Raw genomic sequence first — 16,227 nt, forward strand, 5'->3', positions numbered from 1 at the left:
TCAGAACCTTTCATAAAAAACGCCTAAAACCTATTTGGATTACCTATACTTTTTCACTTCACACTCGAAAAATTCATACTTTTCATGTCGGTTATCGAACAATAGAGATCTTCAAAAAACTCCTTAACCCTATCATTAAAACAAAACCAACAAAGATTTATACTGATAAACTCAATACTTATCGGTTAGTTATTCCTTCTGCACTTCATTCAACCAGGTTTCGATCTACCAATCATATCGAAAGAAATCACCTTAATCTACGCACTCATCTAAAACGATTAAACCGAAAAACCATTTGTATACAAAAAACATGGACATACTATCTGCCATTTTAACCATCTATTTTTGGAGTTGAACTACCAGACTATTTATCCAAATAAATCAATCTTACTAAAATTTTATAACACCTTTTATGTAAAACAGAATTTAAAACCTCCAAATGGAGGTTTTTTTATGATTTGTAATTTAAGATTATGTTTAGTAGGTATATTGTTTAAAATACATTTTTTTTTATATCCTTAAAAATTATTAAATTTGTATCCAAGTGAATACAAAAAGAAATGTACTTTATTGAAAAAACTACTGATTTTGATAAATGGTTTTGTAAGTTAAAAGACTTACGAGCAAAGGCTAAAATTTTAGTTAGAATTCAAAAATTAGAAAAAGAAGAACACTTTGGAGATTGTGAACCTGTTGGCAATGGAATTCGAGAATTAAAGATCAACTATGCTAAAGGATATAGAGTGTATTTCAAAGAAATGGATGGTAAAATAGTAATTCTGCTTATCGGAGGAGATAAATCTACTCAACAAAAAGATATTGAGAAAGCTAAAGAAATATGGGATAAATTAAAAAAATAAAGAAACATGGAAACATCAAAATTTGATATAGCCGATTATTTAGATAGTAATGAAATGATTGCTGAATACTTAAATGCAGTCTTAGAAGATGGTAATGAAAATGAAATCATCACTGCTATTGGAAACATTGCAAAAGCAATTGGAATGACTAAAATAGCAGAAGAAACAGGTCTTAGTCGTCCAAGTTTATATAAAGCTTTATCTGATGGTTCAAAACCTCAATTTGGAACTATAATGAAAGTTTTAAAAGCTGTGGGAGGACAAATACAAGTAAATCCTGTTCAAGCTTAATAGATAAATATAGACCTCCTAATTGGAGGTTTTTTTAATGCCCTATAATATCAATTATGTTTAGTAGGTGTTCTCATTAAAACCAATCTCTATTTTAGAAGTGACAAGTATTTTTCATACTCCTCTATCTCCATTCTAATATCACTTTTTTCGGGTATAATGAGTAAAATAATAAGTCAATATTATATTAACGTATTAAATTTTAATTAATAATTAAAATAATAAACATAAAATTTTTAAAACCTAACAATCATATAAATAATAATTTATCCATTTATTAAACAAATAATTAATGACTAAATTATATTTACTCACTCCTATTTAATGTTATATATCAATAAATTAGTAAATTAGCAACTCAATTAAACTATGTAAAACCTGTAATACAGGATAAGGACATAATTAGCTAAACCAACTAGCTTTTTCTTAAGAAAAGCTAGTTTTTACATTTTAGTAATCAATTTAAAGTGAACGTTAATCTAACAATATAATTAATTTAAAATGAATAGTTTATGATTTATTTCAACAACGTACATTGAACAAATTTCACCTTGATAAATGACAAAAACAAAATTATGAAACGCTATAACATTCAAAAACTACCCTAAATAAATAGTTAAACAAATACAATTAAGAATATGAATTATAATAAATTTCAATTATTTTTTATTTTTATGTCGTGTATTTTTAGTTATTCCCAAGTAGGGATTACAAAAAAAAATACGATCGACATACATGAACATGCCATCTTACAAATAGACGGACAATATAATGGAGATAATTATGGAGTAATGCTTCCTGCAATTACAAAAGAAGAGTATTTACCTCTATATAATTCTTCCGAACCAGATAATTATGAAGATGATCCTACAATGATAGGAAACATTATGCATAATACCACTTATTCTACTTTTCATAGCTATAATGGACAGGAATGGTTGAATGAAGCTAAAGATAATACTAGTTTCGAAGCAAATAGAGCTCGTTTTACAACAAATGGTAATGAAGAAAGAGCTGTTACATGTGGTTCAGTTGTAGTTGTTATTGTTTGTGGTCGTCACGAACCCTTAGATTTTCCTAAAGAAGTTTACAATAATTTAGGGATTATAAAACGACCTGGACGAACTACAAGTTCTTCTGGTAACAGAGAGCGTGCTGATTCAGAATTTGCTATTACACAAGATGGTGTTTATGAAATAGCTATTAATATTCCGTCGAAAACAGTAGGAGTTTTATCTTTAACAGGAGATCCTCAATATCAGCTTTATCTCTATAAGAATAACTCTTCAATTAATACGACTAATGAAACAAAATTATTAACTTTTTTACCAGACGCGTATTCTGTTCTTGGAATTGGAGGAGATTCTGATACAGCAGCGTTTGCTACAACTACGGTTCGATTACAAGCAGGAGATTCTCTTGTTTTAAGAATACACTCTCCTTTAGCAGGAGTAGGATTAGGAAATAGTCTTACAGCTAAAGATAATCCAACAATAGCAGCTAATTATGCAAGAGAAATATTATTTACTAAAATAAGCGATTAAGATGAGAATAAATATACCATTATTAATAAGTGTAGGCTTATGTATTTTATATAGTGCTAATGGGCAAGTCAAAATATCGGCTAATGGGGATGGAATTGTACATCCTAAAGCACTTTTACAAGTGGATAGTAATACACAAGGTGTGATTTTACCAAGTGTTAATAACGAAACGGAATTACCTCACTATGACTTAGCGCAACCTGATAATTATACAAATGTAGAAATAGACAATGGTTTGTTAATGTATAATAAAGCGACCAAAGAAGTAATGAAATACGATGGATACAAATGGTTGTCGAGTAACGAAAAAAGTATCCGAAATTATCGTAATTTGACCATCTTGGGGTCTGATGCTCCGAATGAAGTGGTAGCAAGTGTTTTGGGAATTACAGGACGTCCAATTATAAAATATACGATATCACATAATCCAGATAGAAATATTATAAATAACCTTGGACTTATTGTTAACCCTAATGGAGAGGTAACGATTATAAAAGATGGATATTATAAAATAAACCCTTCTCTGAAAGCTACTGGAGCCGGAGGTTTAGCTGTTGGTAATGTTTCTATTATTCTGTCATTGCAGGCATTGTATGTTGGAGCAATAAATGATGGTTGGCAAAAAATTAATGAAAACAGTTACTTACTCGATGGATTAGTTATAACCGTTGGGAATTTTGGAACAGTAAACTCTTTTAATGTAACAAAATATTTAAGGTCAGGTGACAAAATTAGAGTAAAAGCAGGAATTACAGCAGGTTCTGGAATATCTTTGGGAGCTGGCGTTACCTTTGTACCAAGTGACATAGATTCATATTTATACATCGAAAAAATAGACTGATAATGAAAAAACATATATTATTTAATTTAGTAATATTTTTAACTACATTAGTTACAAATGCCCAGGTTAATATTGGAAGAGAAACAGCTATCAGTGATAAAGGAATTTTGAACCTTATTAATATCGAAAATAATGCTGCAAAATCTAAAGGAATGATGATTCCCACAGTAGAGAACGAAACCGAATTACCTTTGTATAACACATCAGAAGTAGATCTCTTTACAGATGACCATACTATGGAAGGTATGGTAATGTATCAAAATGATATACAGCGTGTAGTCGTTTACGATGGTGAAAAATGGAAATCTATGCTTTACGAAAAAAATCGTAACAAATCTACTCGACTGAGTATGAACACTTCAGATCCATATCGTCCACAAATAGCATGCGTTTTAGTTGGGTGTGGAAGAAATGATGTCCCTTTTGGTTTATATAATAGTCAAGATGATTACGATGAATTAGGTATTTTGGATACAAGTGGAATAGTAAATGATAACTTTAATAATTTTACCATCAAAGAATCTGGCTTCTATCGTATTCTTGTCAGTCTGAAAGTAAAAACATCTGGGTTACATGTTACTCCTCCTGTTATTTCTTTTCAAGGAATAAAAAATGATTATATACTTGCTCGAAATGATATTGAACTCAACGAAGTTATTTTAATTACAGCAGGTGCAAACAGAACAGGTTCAATGGAATTTGTAGGGATGTTTAACAAAGGTGACAAATTTAAAATACAAGTATCAGCAGGTGTAGCTATACTTACTGTTGCAGATGTTTATACAGTAGAACCTGAAGATCAGACATTCATAAGCATAGAAAAACTATTTTAATTATAAACTTAAACTGACTATAATACTTTTTTTATTTTTTCTGCAACTATAAATACACAAGAGGGAGTTGGAATAAAACAACAAAGAGAAATTTTACATGTTTATCCTTTAAGAAATATAACCAATGTTGCATAAAGTACAACAGCTTATTTTTTTGGTACAAAATGTGACTGAAATGTAGCAATAGGGAATAATTCACCAAAGGTGAAGTCGTGTGTTATGTACAAGGAGGAGAAAGTCAAGGAATCTATAATGGGGTAGTGTTCCAAATGTGTTGTTTTTACACAATACTCACAAAAACAATTAATTAACTATAAAATAATTTTACTCAATAGTGGACTAATCTCTACTATTGGGTATTTTTATGCGTTTAAAACAGCTAAAGTCAATTCATTTGATAACCTTGTGTATCAGATGTGTTGTTATTTACACAACGTATTAATTCACAATAACACAAAAGGCAAACGTTTGTTTGCCTTTTGTTATTTTATAAAGTGGTACCAAATTATAGAATTTCATGCAAAAATAATAGACCAACTAATATGCTTTTTTTAAACAATATTCTTCGACACTTGTTCGAAGAAATAGACTATTTTATCATTCAAAAAAATAGAGGATAAAACAGGACGTATACCTTATTGCATAAACTGTAATTTGTCGCCAATAATAATCAATAGGTCAATAGAAAAGGAGCTATTAATTAGCTCCTTTTCTATTTTGATGTCTTTTGTTGTGTAACTCTTTTAATGTGGCGCGCTGTTCTGGCGTAAAAACATTATCGATTTCATTAAATTCTTTTTGACGAACTTCTCTCATTTTCTTTTTCAATTCAAGTTTTTCATCAACATAACTGTCTTCAATTTGTTTTATTTTGATGACTTGTGCATCTGTCAAATTCAAATCTTTTTTTAATTGTTGTAGTTTTTGCTCTCTCGAACCTTCTTTTCTATCTTGCGCTGATGCAGTTGTTAAAGTGAAAGCAATTAATCCCAAACCTAAATATTTATAAAATGCTGTTCTCATAATTATCAACTTTTACTGTTTATTCTCTCTTAAGACATCAAATAACAAAAAAGGTTTAATCTAAGTTTTGTTAAATTTTTAATCGAATAATACAATAACTTATAAAAGATTGTAACAACAATAGTTGAATTACGACAAATTTTTTTGAATATTTTTTATTATGAATTAAACCTTTTTGAAAAAGGTTTGTCTAATAAGTTGTAAAATTTAGAACTACGTAAAAGAAAAATTGAACAAATGAGGTTAAGAAATTTATTTGCTCTAATGTTTATTTGTGTTTGTGCAAGTTTGAATGCACAAGAACTTTTAAAAATTAGAGGTAAAGTCTTGTCGAGCGACAACAAACCTGTAGAGTACACTACAATATCGCTTGAAAGTACTGAAGAAGGGGTTGTAGCCGAAGGTGCTACAGATGCAAAAGGTGATTTTGTGGTAGAAGCACAAGCAGGAGAATATATTTTGGTCATAGAACCAATGGGGTATGATGTGATAGAAAAGCAACTTAGCTTAACATCAGCTTTAGATTTAGGAACTTTTTCTGTGAAAGGTTCTCAAACTGTTTCTTTAGATGCCGCTGTTGTAACGGCAGAAAAACCAATCTACAAAGTAGAATTAGATAAGAAAGTTTATGACATGGCAAACGACCCGATGTCACAAGGTCAATCGTTGTCAGACGCTTTAGCGAATGTGCCATCTGTACAAGTTGACGCCGAAGGTAACGTTTCGCTTCGTGGAAATGATAATGTCAAATTTTTGATTGATGGTAAACCATCAGGTATGTTAGGTGTTTCGAGTGTAGCAGATGCTTTAAAGAATATTCCGGCAGAAAATGTAGAACGTATCGAGTTGGTGACAAATCCATCGGCGCGTTATGAAGCTTCTGGTTCGGCAGGGATTATTAATATTGTCTTGAAAAAAGGATCGAATGCTGGTTTTAATGGTTCTGTAACTTTGAATGGAGGGATTCCAACCATGATTGGAGGAAATGTGAACTTAAATTATAAAACGAAAAAATACAATATCTACACAACTTTAGGATCTCGTTATGCGGATCGAGAAGGAGAAGGTTCGGCTTTTATGACAAGTTTTAATAAAGGTACTGATGTCGTAAAACAATACAGATCAACGGATCGAGATAACAATAGAATTAGAAGAAATTATAATATTCGTTTAGGTGGTGAATATTATTTAGATGATAAAAACACAGTAGGTTTATCGGCTGGTTATCGTTATAATAATGGAAATAATAACGCATTGGTTGATTATAATTATTTTGATAATGCGATGACTTTCTTGAAAAATGAGTACAATCTTCAAGATGAAAAAGAAATCGAGAATAACTTTGATTTTGATTTAAACTACAAACACGAGTTTGATAAAAAAGGACACGAGTTTGTTTTCACAGGTCGATTCTCAAGTCAAAAAGAAGATGAAGATGGTTTGGTTAAAGGATTAACAAAAAGATTTGACAATACAACAAATTCGTATGTTGATGAGTTTTCAAATCGTATTACAGATAATTTAGAAGATCAGAAAAATGTTGTCATAACAGCAGATTATGTACGTCCAATTGGAGAAAAAGGGAAGTTCGAATTGGGAGCTCGTGCAGATTTTAGTGATACAAAAACAAATAATAGAACTTATTTCTTAGAAGATAATGGCAATTATGTGGAAGACGATAGGTTTTTTGCAAATATAGATAACCAACAAAATGTATTAGCCGCTTATACACAATACGGAAATGCGATTGGAGAAAAGTTCCAATATTTTGCAGGTTTACGCGTGGAAAGTTCTGATATGAAAATTAAGAATTATACGACAGGAGAAAACATCTCTAAAAAATACACAGATTTATTTCCAACGTTAACGTTAAACTATAAGTTTACGGATAAAAACGAGATGCAATTAAGTTATTCTCGTCGTGTTCGTCGTCCAATGGGATTCATGTTAATGCCTTTCTTCTCTGCTACAGACGATAGAAATGTAAGAAACGGAAATCCAGATCTTAATCCTACCTATACAAACTCTTTAGAGTTATCTTATATTGCTTCTGTGGGTAAATTAATGGTTACACCAAGTTTATTTTACCAAAGAACAACAGATATGATTAACCAGTTTCAACGTAAAAATATCAACGATAGCGGAGAAGATGTATTCATTACAAAGCCTATAAATGCAGGTGAAGAAGATCGTTATGGATTAGATTTAACAGCAACTTATAAACCTGCAAGATGGTGGAATTTGATGTTGAATGTGAATTTATTTGGATACAAAAGAACAGGATATTACGAAGAAACGAATGAAATAAAAGATCCTGAAACAGGAATTGTTTCTACTCAAGTAGACGCACAAGATTTTTCTGGTGACGGATTTAGTTCTCGAGGACGCTTATCATCTAACTTTACTTTACCAGCAGATTTCAAAATTCAAGTTGCTGGAAATTACATGGGAAGTATGAAAACCGCGCAACAAAAAATTGAAGATAACTTGTCAATGGATTTTTCTTTATCAAAAGATTTATTTAATAAACAAGCTACTTTATCTTTAAATGTACGTGACGTTTTTAATTCAAGAAAACGTGAAATGACACAATACGGATCGGATTATATTAATTATCAAAGTATGCGTTGGATGAAACGTTCGATTAATTTATCGTTTACTTATCGTTTCAAGAACACAAATGAAAAAGATAGAAATAGACAACGTCCTGAAGCAGAAGAGATGGGAGAAGAAATGCAAATGTAGGCAGCTTCTTAGGTTGTTATAGATCATAAAAAAAGGTTCGCATTTGCGAACCTTTTTTTATAAAATCAAGCGAAAATTAAGATTTGTTTTTCAACAAATCACGAATTTCAGCCAATAATTCTTCTTGTGTTGGACCAGCAGGTGCTTCTTCTGCAGGCGCTTCTTCTCTTTTTAATTTATTGATTCCTTTAATCATTACAAATAAAGCGAAAGCAACAATTATGAACGATATTGAAGCTGATATGAACATACCGTATTTAATTGCAGTACCCGGAATTACTAATTCAGCTAAATTGTTTAATTGTAATTTTTCTAATGTTGGAGTTAAGATTGCTGGAGTAATAATGTCTTCTACCAAAGAAGTTACAATTTTACCAAAAGCACCACCGATCACTACACCGACAGCTAAATCTACTACGTTGCCTTTTACAGCAAACTCTTTAAATTCTTTAAAAAATCCCATAAGTTTAAATTTATTTCAAAAGTTTATAATATTTAATTTGGTTGATTGGTATCTAATCTATTTTTAGAAGAGATGAATAAGTAAAGACCGATTAACATAAATGGAATACTTAAAATTTGACCATTGTTTAGTCCAATGTTTATAGCTTCGGCAACAGCTTCTTCGCCTTGGTTTTCTTTGAAAAACTCAACAACAAATCGGACTAAAAATAATAAAAATAAGAACACACCTAACATAGCGCCAAGATATTTTCTTTTATCTGTTTTATGATACATATAAAGCATGATAAAGCCTAATATAAAATAGCCAATTGCTTCATAAATTTGAGCTGGATGACGAGGAATAATTTCTCCATATCCTAAACTTTGTTGATGAAACTTTACTGCCCATGGTAAATCGGATGCTTTTCCAACGATTTCAGAATTATAAAAGTTTCCAATTCGAACAGCAGCTCCGCCAAATGGAACAACAACTGCCATTCTATCTAACAACCATAAGACATTACGATGCAAATATTTTCGACTAAATAAATACGAAGTTAAGATTACTCCCAATGCAGCACCATGACTTGCTAATCCGCTAAATCCTACAAATTCGTAATTTTGTAATAAACCAAAAAAAGCACTTTCTCCTGGAGCGTGTTGTACAGGTAAAAAGACCTCGATAGGTTTTTCTATAAAAGCAGAAGGATCATAAAATAAATATTCTCCCAATCTTGCTCCCGCAATTGCTCCGATAAAAGTATATAAGAATAAAGGATCAAGTAATTCTTTTTTCTGATTTTCTTTTTTGAAAATGTTTGACATCAAATACCAACCTACAACAAAGGCTACTATCCAGCACAAGCTGTAAATATGTACTTTGAATCCACCTACTTCAAATAAATAAGGTGTTGGATCCCAATTGATAAACGAAATTAAGTTAAGCATTAATTTTTCTTTTTAGGTACAGGGTCATATCCATGTCCTCCCCAAGGGTGACAACGACCAATTCTTTTAGTTCCGAGCCACAAACCTTTCAATAAGCCATGTTCTTTTAATGCTTCAATCATATACGATGAGCAAGTTGGTTGATACCTACAATTACTTCCCATCCACGGAGAAATTGCTAATTGATAAAATCGAACCAATAAAATAAATGGTTTTACCAAAAAATTGTTCATCTCGCAAAGTTAATCAATAACAGAAATAAAAAAGAATCAATCCAAAAGATTTATACTTTGCAGATTGATTCTTAAAAACAATAATCGTATTATAAAAACTATTTTTTAATATAGCTTGCAGGATCTAAAGCTTTGTACGACCAGTTTTGTAAAAACTCCAAAACCACTTTCGGATCATGACCTTTTGCTTCTTTGCTTTCTAAATAAGCAGAGTTTTGCGTATGAATCAAGTTTCCTTTCTCATCTAAGATTACAAAAACAGGAAAACCAAAACGCTCTGGATGTTTCAAAGCAGCTAATGTTTCTTCATTTTTATTATTTTTCGAATAATTCACATGAACGACTTCGTAATTATTCGCGATATAATTTTTTACTTCTTCATTTTCTTTTGTCAACTTATCAAACATAATACACCAAGCACACCAATTTCCACCAACTTGTAACAAAATATGTTTCTTTTCAGCAGAAGCCTTCTGTACAGCATTCGCAATATCTACTTTAGGATTTGCTTCTTCATTATAAATTTTTGGCTTTTCTGTTTGTTGACCAAATACAAAGCTCAACGATAGCATCATTAAGCTAAAAAACATGGTTAATTTTTTCATTTCAAATTCTAAATATTAATTCGAATTTACAATAAAAAATTATGCCGAAATATTTTTTCTACGAATTAATGATATTGTAGCATGAATTTAGTTTTTCTTGAACCGAATTTATTTCACCATTTTTTTCATTTCGTTTAATTTGATTAATCAAATTGATAGAGAATTTAGATTCAAATTCTAATCGATCTAATTCGATCTCATAAAAATTAATTTGATGATGAATTTGCTTAAAATAGTAATTTACCAACTCCGTGTACATTAATTTAAGCTCTTGATTCACTTTTATAAATTCTACGAACTCTTGCAATTCAATCAAAAAATCAACCATTTGTTTGTTGATTTCAGTTTGCTTATCATTTAGTTCAATTTTCTTTAAATAATCAGTTGATAAAGCAATTTTATCACCCAAAAGTTGGTGCTTTCTTGTTAAAATCAAAGCACATTCTAACGGTTTCTTCATCATGTTTAATTTTTATTCTATGACAAAGAAAATAGATTCAAAAGCCAAAATATGTCGCTTAAAAAATCATTCAATTTGGCAAAACATTCGTTAACTTTGAAGTCTAAATAGGATTTTATGAATACGCCTTTAGCCGAAAGAATGCGTCCCAAAACGCTCGAGGAATACATTAATCAGAAACATTTGGTAGGAAATAATGGTCCAATTAAAATGATGTTGCAACATGATATGATTGCTTCGATGATTTTTTGGGGACCTCCAGGAACTGGAAAAACAACACTTGCTCAATTAATTTCTGAATTAACAGATCGTCCTTTTTATACATTAAGTGCGATAAATTCTGGCGTGAAAGAAGTGCGCGAAGTAATCGAAAAGGCGAAGAGTCAAAATTTATTCTCAGGAACAAAAAATCCAATTCTATTTATTGATGAAATTCATCGTTTTAATAAATCGCAACAAGATAGTTTATTAGGTGCTGTCGAAACGGGATTGGTGACATTGATTGGGGCTACGACTGAAAACCCAAGTTTCGAAGTGGTACCTGCTTTACTTTCTCGAGCACAAGTTTATGTTTTGAAACATCTGGAAAAAGAAGATTTGGTTGATTTAATTGAACGAGCTATAAAAAAAGATAGTGTTTTATCTCAATTAGATATAGAATTAATTGAAACAAATGCGTTGTTACGTTATTCGAGAGGAGATGCAAGAAAATTATTGAATGGGTTAGAATTGGTAATCAATAGTTTTTCTTCAACTGAGAAAATCATCATTAACGATGAAATTGTTCACGAACGTATTCAGCAAAATCTGGCTCGTTACGATAAAACAGGTGAGCAACATTATGATATTATTTCGGCTTTTATAAAATCAATTCGAGGTTCTGATCCAAATGGAGCGGTTTATTGGTTAGCAAGAATGATAGAAGGTGGAGAAGATTTAAAATTTATTGCACGAAGAATGTTGATTTCTGCTTCGGAAGATGTAGGAAATGCAAATCCAACTGCGATGATTTTAGCAAATAACACATTTCAGGCTGTATCGGTAATTGGTTACCCTGAATCTCGTATTTTATTGAGTCAATGTGCAATCTATTTAGCCAATTCACCTAAAAGTAATGCAACGTATTTAGCAATTGGTAAAGCGCAACAAATTGTAAAACAAACGGGCGATTTACCTGTACCTTTACATTTGAGAAATGCACCAACTAAGTTGATGAAAGACTTGGATTATGGAAAAGAATACAAATATTCGCACGATTTTCCAGGTAATTTTGCTGAACAAGAATTTTTACCTGATGAAATTTCTGGAACAACACTTTACGAACCAGGGAATAATAAGAGAGAATATATAGATAAACAATCACTTAATCAGAAGTGGAAAGGAAAGTATGGCTATTAAAAAAATCTCAGTTAATTGTGATTAACTGAGATTTTTAAGATTTAGATTGGTTACAATCTATAGTATTAGGTTGGTTGCACTATATTTTGCAATTACTATGCCAAAGAGTTAATGAAAATTAAATAAAAACTTAATAAGTTGTAAAATAAAGATAATGAAACAAATACAAATTATAAACGGGCCTAATTTAAATTTACTTGGTGTACGTGAACCAGAAATTTACGGCACACAAACATTTGAAGATTTTTTTATTGAAATGAAAAAACAATTTCCTGACGTTTCATTGCATTATTATCAATCAAATCACGAGGGTGATATTATCGATAAATTGCATGAAGTGGGCTTTATCTATGATGGAATTATTTTGAATGCGGGTGCGTACACCCATTATTCTTATGCAATTGCAGATGCAATAAAAGCAATTAAAACAAAAGTAATCGAAGTACATATTTCGGATATTTATACACGTGAAGATTTTAGAAAAAATAGTGTGACGGGTGAAAATTGTGAAAAAATTATTTCTGGAAAAGGATTAGCAGGATACAATGAAGCGGTTAACTGTTTTGTGAAATAATGACTTTAATTTGTATAAAGGCTATTTAATTATGAAAAGATTTATTGTAGGTTTAACCATAGGATTATCAATGATTAGTTGTGATTCTAAATCTGATAAAAATGATGATGGAATGAGAAATCAAGCTTTGTTAGCTTGCGAAACAGAAGCGATAACTTCTGAAATGTCTCCAAAAAAGAAAGAATTAGTTAAAGAGTATTGTAGTTGTGCTACAGATAAAATGTTAGAAGAATTTACCTATGCAGAAATGATGCAAATGAATAATCCATCCAAAGAGTTACAAGATCGATTGATGGAATTTGTAAAACCTTGCGTGCAAGATTTGAAAACGAAATCTGATGAATTAGGAGAATAAATACAAAAGTCGGAACACAGTTCCGACTTTTTTTAATATTCTTTTTTATATTGTTCTTTTTTGAATTCATCTACCAGATGCTCGTTTAAGCTGTCGATGTATCCCAAAATTTCTAATTTACCAATCTTACTCGAAGAAGAACTTGTAAATACTTTGGGTAATTCTTCCCAAGTTTTTAGCAATTCATTTTTATAATGAGTTAAGTTTTTTTGCATTTGTGTACTGGTTAGTTTGTCTAATTTTGTAAACACTATAGCGAAAGGAATTTGTTTGTTTCCAAGCCATTCCATAAACTGTAAATCTATTTTTTGAGGTGAATGACGCGAGTCAATTAATAAAAAAACATTGACTAAGTTTTTACGAAACTCAATGTAATCGTAAATCATTTTATTAAATCCTCCACGAACACCTTTTGGTGCTTTTGCAAAACCATAACCAGGTAAATCAGCTAAATACCAAGTATCATCCATTTCGAATGTATTGATAAGTTGTGTTTTTCCTGGTGTTGCAGATGTTTTAGCTAATGCTTTTTTGTCTGACAACATATTAATTAATGATGATTTACCTACGTTAGATCGTCCAATAAAAGCATATTCTGGCTTGAATGGAGGAGGGCAATCTGTATATTTTTGCGAACTTTTTACGAATTCAGCTTTTTTAATCATATTTATGCTTTAGTAGCTGGATCCAATTGTTTTTCGATCAGCCATTTGTATAAAATTTCGTTAAACATCTCAGGATGTTCCATCATCGGAGCATGTCCACACTTATCAATCCAATAAAGAGAAGCATCAGGCAATTCTTCGTTAAATTCTACCGCAACTTCTGGTGGTGTAACATTGTCTTGTTTCCCCCAAATTAAACAAACAGGAATTTTGATGTCTTTTAAGTCTTCTTTCATGTTAGATTTAATCGCATCTCTGGCAATGTACAACGTTTTGATTGCTTTATTTCTATCGTTTACAGTGTTAAAAACATCATCAACAATTTCCTTTGTAGCAATCATTGGATCATAAAAAACTTCGCGTGTTTTACGTTCTACATATTCGTAGTTACCACGTTTTGGATAGGTTTCACCAAATGATTTCTCGTACAAACCAGAACTTCCTGTCAAACAAAGAGCTTTTACATATTCTGGATGTCTATGACACACCATCAAACCAATATGTCCTCCTAAAGAATTTCCTACTAAAATAGCAGGTTCTTTAACGACTTCTTCAATGAAATTTGCAACATGTTTTGCAATATTCTTGATGTTTGTATTAAGAACAGATAAAGAATATAAAGGTAATTCTGGTGCGAAAACTTTATACCCTCTTTGCGCATAATAATTTGTAAGTGAGCTGAAATTGCTAAGTTCACCCATCAAACCGTGAAGTAAAACAATTGGTTGTCCTTCTCCTTCTTCTATGTAAGAGAACTTATCTTTTTTCTTTAAGCTAAAAAACATTTACTCGATATTAAGTCGACAAATTTAATTAATTATATTTTTTAAATAGTGCTTTATCTAAAAAACTTTAATAACTGTGTTTTGTCTGATCTAAAACAAGGTCTATATAAATGTTAAAATTCAAAATAAATAAGGGTTTTACGTGATAAAAACTCTAACTGTTTGATACTAAATTTCAAATTGTTAATAACTATTTCAATAAAAGTGGTAAAAAATGGTAATAAGTGGTAATATTTTTTTTATTTTTGAAAAAATTCTATCATGAATTCATTAATTGGAACATATGAGTGTAAGGTAGATACAAAGGGTAGACTCCCAATACCAGCGGGTTTGAAGAAACAACTTGCTGATTGTTTGGAGGATGGCTTTGTGTTGAAGAGATCTGTGTTTCAAAATTGTTTAGAGCTTCATCCGATGAAAGAATGGGAAAAAGTGATGAATGATTTGAACAAATTGAATCGATTTGTGAAAAAAAATAATGATTTCATTCGAATTTTTACGGCTGGATTAAAAATTGTCGAAGTTGATGCGAATGGAAGGTTACAAATCTCAAAAGATTTGGTGAAATTTGCAGAAATTAATAAAGAAGTAGTGCTGAATTCTTCTGTAAATATGATCGAAATTTGGGATAAAGACAAATACGAAGAGTCGATCAATGTAGATGATTTGGATTTTGCTACTTTGGCAGAAGAAGTAATGGGAAATTTAAGTGAAGATGAGTGAGTATCATAATCCAGTGTTATTAAAAGATAGTGTCGATGCATTAATTATTAATGAGTCGGGAATATATGTAGATTGTACGTTCGGGGGTGGAGGACACTCGCGTGAAATATTAAATCGTTTGGATCAAAACGGAAAATTGTTTTCGTTTGATCAAGATGTTGATGCAATTCGTAATAAAATTGATGATGATCGATTTGAGTTAGTTGAACAAAACTTTCGATTCTTAAAAAATAATTTAAGATTTCGTGGAGTAAAACAAGTGGATGGTGTTTTAGGTGATTTAGGGGTTTCTTCTCATCAATTTGATACACCAGAACGTGGTTTTTCAACTCGCTTTGATGGAGAGTTGGATATGCGAATGAATCAAAATGCAGCGCTTTCTGCAAAAACAATTATTAATGAATACGAAGAGGAAGAATTGGCGCGTATTTTTTATGATTTTGGAGAATTGCAAGGTTCATATCGTTTAGCGAGAGAAGTTGTCAAAGCAAGAGCGGATAAGCAAATCGAAACGATTGAAGAGTTGAAGCAAGTATTTTCGTTTATTCCTAAAATGAAAGAAAATAAATTTTTTGCTCAAATGTTTCAAGCTTTACGAATCGAAGTGAATGATGAAATGGCTGCGTTAAAAGATATGTTGACACAATGTGGAGAAGTTGTTAAGCCAGGAGGGCGTTTGGTTATTATTTCTTATCATTCCTTAGAAGATCGTTTAACAAAACGATACATGAAAAATGGAATGTTCGAAGGAGAGCCAGAACGTGATATGTATGGAAATTGGTCAGCGCCATTTAAACCATTGCAATCCAAAGTAATTGTTCCAACACAAGAAGAAATAAATGAGAATCCGAGAGCGCGTAGTGCAAAAATGCGTATTGCAGTTCGAAATGAGGATTAATA

General features: G+C 31.1%; 20 protein-coding genes. 12 read left to right on the forward strand and 8 right to left on the reverse strand.

Features of this window, described 5'->3' with window-relative positions:
* The first annotated feature begins 38 nt into the window (after positions 1–38).
* The 6 genes from HX088_RS13910 to HX088_RS05060 all read left to right on the forward strand — a co-directional run bounded on the left by HX088_RS13910 (position 39) and on the right by HX088_RS05060 (position 4,369).
* Positions 39–335: an IS1 family transposase gene (locus HX088_RS13910; protein ID WP_353619283.1), complete on the forward strand. Its 297-nt coding sequence runs from the start codon at positions 39–41 to the stop codon at positions 333–335.
* A 225-nt stretch (positions 336–560) separates the two neighbouring features.
* Positions 561–860, forward strand: a complete 300-nt coding sequence (locus HX088_RS05040; protein WP_286483595.1) for a type II toxin-antitoxin system RelE/ParE family toxin — start codon at positions 561–563, stop codon at positions 858–860.
* 6 nt (positions 861–866) lie between these two features.
* On the forward strand, positions 867–1,151 hold the full coding sequence (locus tag HX088_RS05045; protein ID WP_171621877.1) for an addiction module antidote protein: 285 nt from the start codon (positions 867–869) through the stop codon (positions 1,149–1,151).
* A gap of 638 nt (positions 1,152–1,789) precedes the next feature.
* Complete coding sequence (locus HX088_RS05050; protein ID WP_286483596.1) at positions 1,790–2,695, forward strand: hypothetical protein; 906 nt, start codon at positions 1,790–1,792, stop codon at positions 2,693–2,695.
* A gap of 1 nt (position 2,696) precedes the next feature.
* Entirely contained in the window at positions 2,697–3,536 is an 840-nt protein-coding gene (locus HX088_RS05055; RefSeq protein ID WP_286483597.1) for a phage tail-like protein, read from the forward strand.
* Between the two features lie 107 nt (positions 3,537–3,643).
* On the forward strand, positions 3,644–4,369 hold the full coding sequence (locus HX088_RS05060) for a hypothetical protein (RefSeq protein ID WP_286483598.1): 726 nt from the start codon (positions 3,644–3,646) through the stop codon (positions 4,367–4,369).
* A gap of 696 nt (positions 4,370–5,065) precedes the next feature.
* Here the strand turns inward: HX088_RS05060 and HX088_RS05065 are convergent.
* Positions 5,066–5,392 carry a Spy/CpxP family protein refolding chaperone gene (locus tag HX088_RS05065; RefSeq protein ID WP_171621879.1) on the reverse strand — a complete coding sequence of 109 codons (327 nt, stop codon included), beginning with the start codon at positions 5,390–5,392 and terminating at the stop codon, positions 5,066–5,068.
* Between the two features lie 237 nt (positions 5,393–5,629).
* Here HX088_RS05065 and HX088_RS05070 point away from each other — a divergent pair, with 237 nt between their 5' ends.
* Positions 5,630–8,137 (forward strand): TonB-dependent receptor, encoded by a 2,508-nt coding sequence (locus HX088_RS05070; RefSeq protein WP_286483599.1) that lies wholly within the window; start codon positions 5,630–5,632, stop codon positions 8,135–8,137.
* A gap of 76 nt (positions 8,138–8,213) precedes the next feature.
* Here the strand turns inward: HX088_RS05070 and mscL are convergent, their stop codons facing one another.
* The 5 genes from mscL to HX088_RS05095 form a co-directional block, all read right to left on the reverse strand.
* The gene (gene mscL / locus HX088_RS05075) at positions 8,214–8,600 is read right to left on the reverse strand and encodes a large-conductance mechanosensitive channel protein MscL (protein WP_171621881.1); all 387 of its coding nucleotides are present in this window, start codon (positions 8,598–8,600) and stop codon (positions 8,214–8,216) included.
* Between the two features lie 32 nt (positions 8,601–8,632).
* Positions 8,633–9,529, reverse strand: a complete 897-nt coding sequence (lgt, locus tag HX088_RS05080; RefSeq protein WP_171621882.1) for a prolipoprotein diacylglyceryl transferase — start codon at positions 9,527–9,529, stop codon at positions 8,633–8,635.
* The gene (gene yidD / locus HX088_RS05085; protein WP_171621883.1) at positions 9,529–9,762 is read right to left on the reverse strand and encodes a membrane protein insertion efficiency factor YidD; all 234 of its coding nucleotides are present in this window, start codon (positions 9,760–9,762) and stop codon (positions 9,529–9,531) included. Before yidD ends, lgt begins: the two co-directional genes overlap by 1 nt.
* A gap of 98 nt (positions 9,763–9,860) precedes the next feature.
* Positions 9,861–10,352 (reverse strand): thioredoxin family protein, encoded by a 492-nt coding sequence (locus HX088_RS05090; RefSeq protein WP_225541092.1) that lies wholly within the window; start codon positions 10,350–10,352, stop codon positions 9,861–9,863.
* Positions 10,353–10,425: 73 nt separating this feature from the next.
* The gene (locus tag HX088_RS05095; protein ID WP_286483600.1) at positions 10,426–10,827 is read right to left on the reverse strand and encodes a hypothetical protein; all 402 of its coding nucleotides are present in this window, start codon (positions 10,825–10,827) and stop codon (positions 10,426–10,428) included.
* 117 nt (positions 10,828–10,944) lie between these two features.
* Here HX088_RS05095 and HX088_RS05100 point away from each other — a divergent pair, with 117 nt between their 5' ends.
* The 3 genes from HX088_RS05100 to HX088_RS05110 all read left to right on the forward strand — a co-directional run bounded on the left by HX088_RS05100 (position 10,945) and on the right by HX088_RS05110 (position 13,154).
* On the forward strand, positions 10,945–12,225 hold the full coding sequence (locus HX088_RS05100; protein ID WP_286483601.1) for a replication-associated recombination protein A: 1,281 nt from the start codon (positions 10,945–10,947) through the stop codon (positions 12,223–12,225).
* 154 nt (positions 12,226–12,379) lie between these two features.
* Entirely contained in the window at positions 12,380–12,799 is a 420-nt protein-coding gene (locus HX088_RS05105) for a type II 3-dehydroquinate dehydratase (RefSeq protein WP_286483602.1), read from the forward strand.
* Positions 12,800–12,830: 31 nt separating this feature from the next.
* On the forward strand, positions 12,831–13,154 hold the full coding sequence (locus HX088_RS05110) for a hypothetical protein (protein ID WP_286483603.1): 324 nt from the start codon (positions 12,831–12,833) through the stop codon (positions 13,152–13,154).
* 32 nt (positions 13,155–13,186) lie between these two features.
* Here HX088_RS05110 and yihA read toward each other — a convergent pair whose 3' ends face one another.
* Positions 13,187–13,819: a ribosome biogenesis GTP-binding protein YihA/YsxC gene (gene yihA / locus HX088_RS05115; RefSeq protein ID WP_171621889.1), complete on the reverse strand. Its 633-nt coding sequence runs from the start codon at positions 13,817–13,819 to the stop codon at positions 13,187–13,189.
* 2 nt (positions 13,820–13,821) lie between these two features.
* Positions 13,822–14,604 (reverse strand): alpha/beta fold hydrolase, encoded by a 783-nt coding sequence (locus HX088_RS05120; RefSeq protein WP_171621890.1) that lies wholly within the window; start codon positions 14,602–14,604, stop codon positions 13,822–13,824.
* Positions 14,605–14,865: 261 nt separating this feature from the next.
* Between HX088_RS05120 and mraZ the strand changes: the two genes are divergently transcribed.
* Together mraZ and rsmH are read left to right on the forward strand one after the other, a co-directional pair.
* On the forward strand, positions 14,866–15,327 hold the full coding sequence (gene mraZ, locus HX088_RS05125; protein WP_225539369.1) for a division/cell wall cluster transcriptional repressor MraZ: 462 nt from the start codon (positions 14,866–14,868) through the stop codon (positions 15,325–15,327).
* Positions 15,320–16,225 (forward strand): 16S rRNA (cytosine(1402)-N(4))-methyltransferase RsmH, encoded by a 906-nt coding sequence (gene rsmH / locus HX088_RS05130; protein WP_188319191.1) that lies wholly within the window; start codon positions 15,320–15,322, stop codon positions 16,223–16,225. The genes mraZ and rsmH overlap by 8 nt, the downstream gene beginning before the upstream one ends.
* Positions 16,226–16,227: the final 2 nt, after the last annotated feature.

This window comes from Empedobacter sp. 225-1 (genome assembly GCF_030328185.1).
GTDB lineage: Bacteria > Bacteroidota > Bacteroidia > Flavobacteriales > Weeksellaceae > Empedobacter > Empedobacter stercoris.

Bases quoted from the DNA above. Each gene is read 5' to 3' on its own strand.
- HX088_RS05090 (WP_225541092.1), bottom strand. From the start codon at position 10,352: ATGTTTTTTAGCTTAATGATGCTATCGTTGAGCTTTGTATTTGGTCAA.
- HX088_RS05120 (WP_171621890.1), bottom strand. From the start codon at position 14,604: ATGTTTTTTAGCTTAAAGAAAAAAGATAAGTTCTCTTACATAGAAGAA.
- HX088_RS05055 (WP_286483597.1), top strand. From the start codon at position 2,697: ATGAGAATAAATATACCATTATTAATAAGTGTAGGCTTATGTATTTTA.
- HX088_RS05045 (WP_171621877.1), top strand. From the start codon at position 867: ATGGAAACATCAAAATTTGATATAGCCGATTATTTAGATAGTAATGAA.
- mraZ (WP_225539369.1), top strand. From the start codon at position 14,866: ATGAATTCATTAATTGGAACATATGAGTGTAAGGTAGATACAAAGGGT.
- mscL (WP_171621881.1), bottom strand. From the start codon at position 8,600: ATGGGATTTTTTAAAGAATTTAAAGAGTTTGCTGTAAAAGGCAACGTA.
- HX088_RS05105 (WP_286483602.1), top strand. From the start codon at position 12,380: ATGAAACAAATACAAATTATAAACGGGCCTAATTTAAATTTACTTGGT.
- HX088_RS05065 (WP_171621879.1), bottom strand. From the start codon at position 5,392: ATGAGAACAGCATTTTATAAATATTTAGGTTTGGGATTAATTGCTTTC.
- HX088_RS05070 (WP_286483599.1), top strand. From the start codon at position 5,630: ATGAGGTTAAGAAATTTATTTGCTCTAATGTTTATTTGTGTTTGTGCA.
- HX088_RS05095 (WP_286483600.1), bottom strand. From the start codon at position 10,827: ATGAAGAAACCGTTAGAATGTGCTTTGATTTTAACAAGAAAGCACCAA.
- HX088_RS05110 (WP_286483603.1), top strand. From the start codon at position 12,831: ATGAAAAGATTTATTGTAGGTTTAACCATAGGATTATCAATGATTAGT.
- HX088_RS05040 (WP_286483595.1), top strand. From the start codon at position 561: ATGTACTTTATTGAAAAAACTACTGATTTTGATAAATGGTTTTGTAAG.
- HX088_RS05050 (WP_286483596.1), top strand. From the start codon at position 1,790: ATGAATTATAATAAATTTCAATTATTTTTTATTTTTATGTCGTGTATT.
- HX088_RS05100 (WP_286483601.1), top strand. From the start codon at position 10,945: ATGAATACGCCTTTAGCCGAAAGAATGCGTCCCAAAACGCTCGAGGAA.
- yidD (WP_171621883.1), bottom strand. From the start codon at position 9,762: ATGAACAATTTTTTGGTAAAACCATTTATTTTATTGGTTCGATTTTAT.
- yihA (WP_171621889.1), bottom strand. From the start codon at position 13,819: ATGATTAAAAAAGCTGAATTCGTAAAAAGTTCGCAAAAATATACAGAT.
- lgt (WP_171621882.1), bottom strand. From the start codon at position 9,529: ATGCTTAACTTAATTTCGTTTATCAATTGGGATCCAACACCTTATTTA.
- rsmH (WP_188319191.1), top strand. From the start codon at position 15,320: ATGAGTGAGTATCATAATCCAGTGTTATTAAAAGATAGTGTCGATGCA.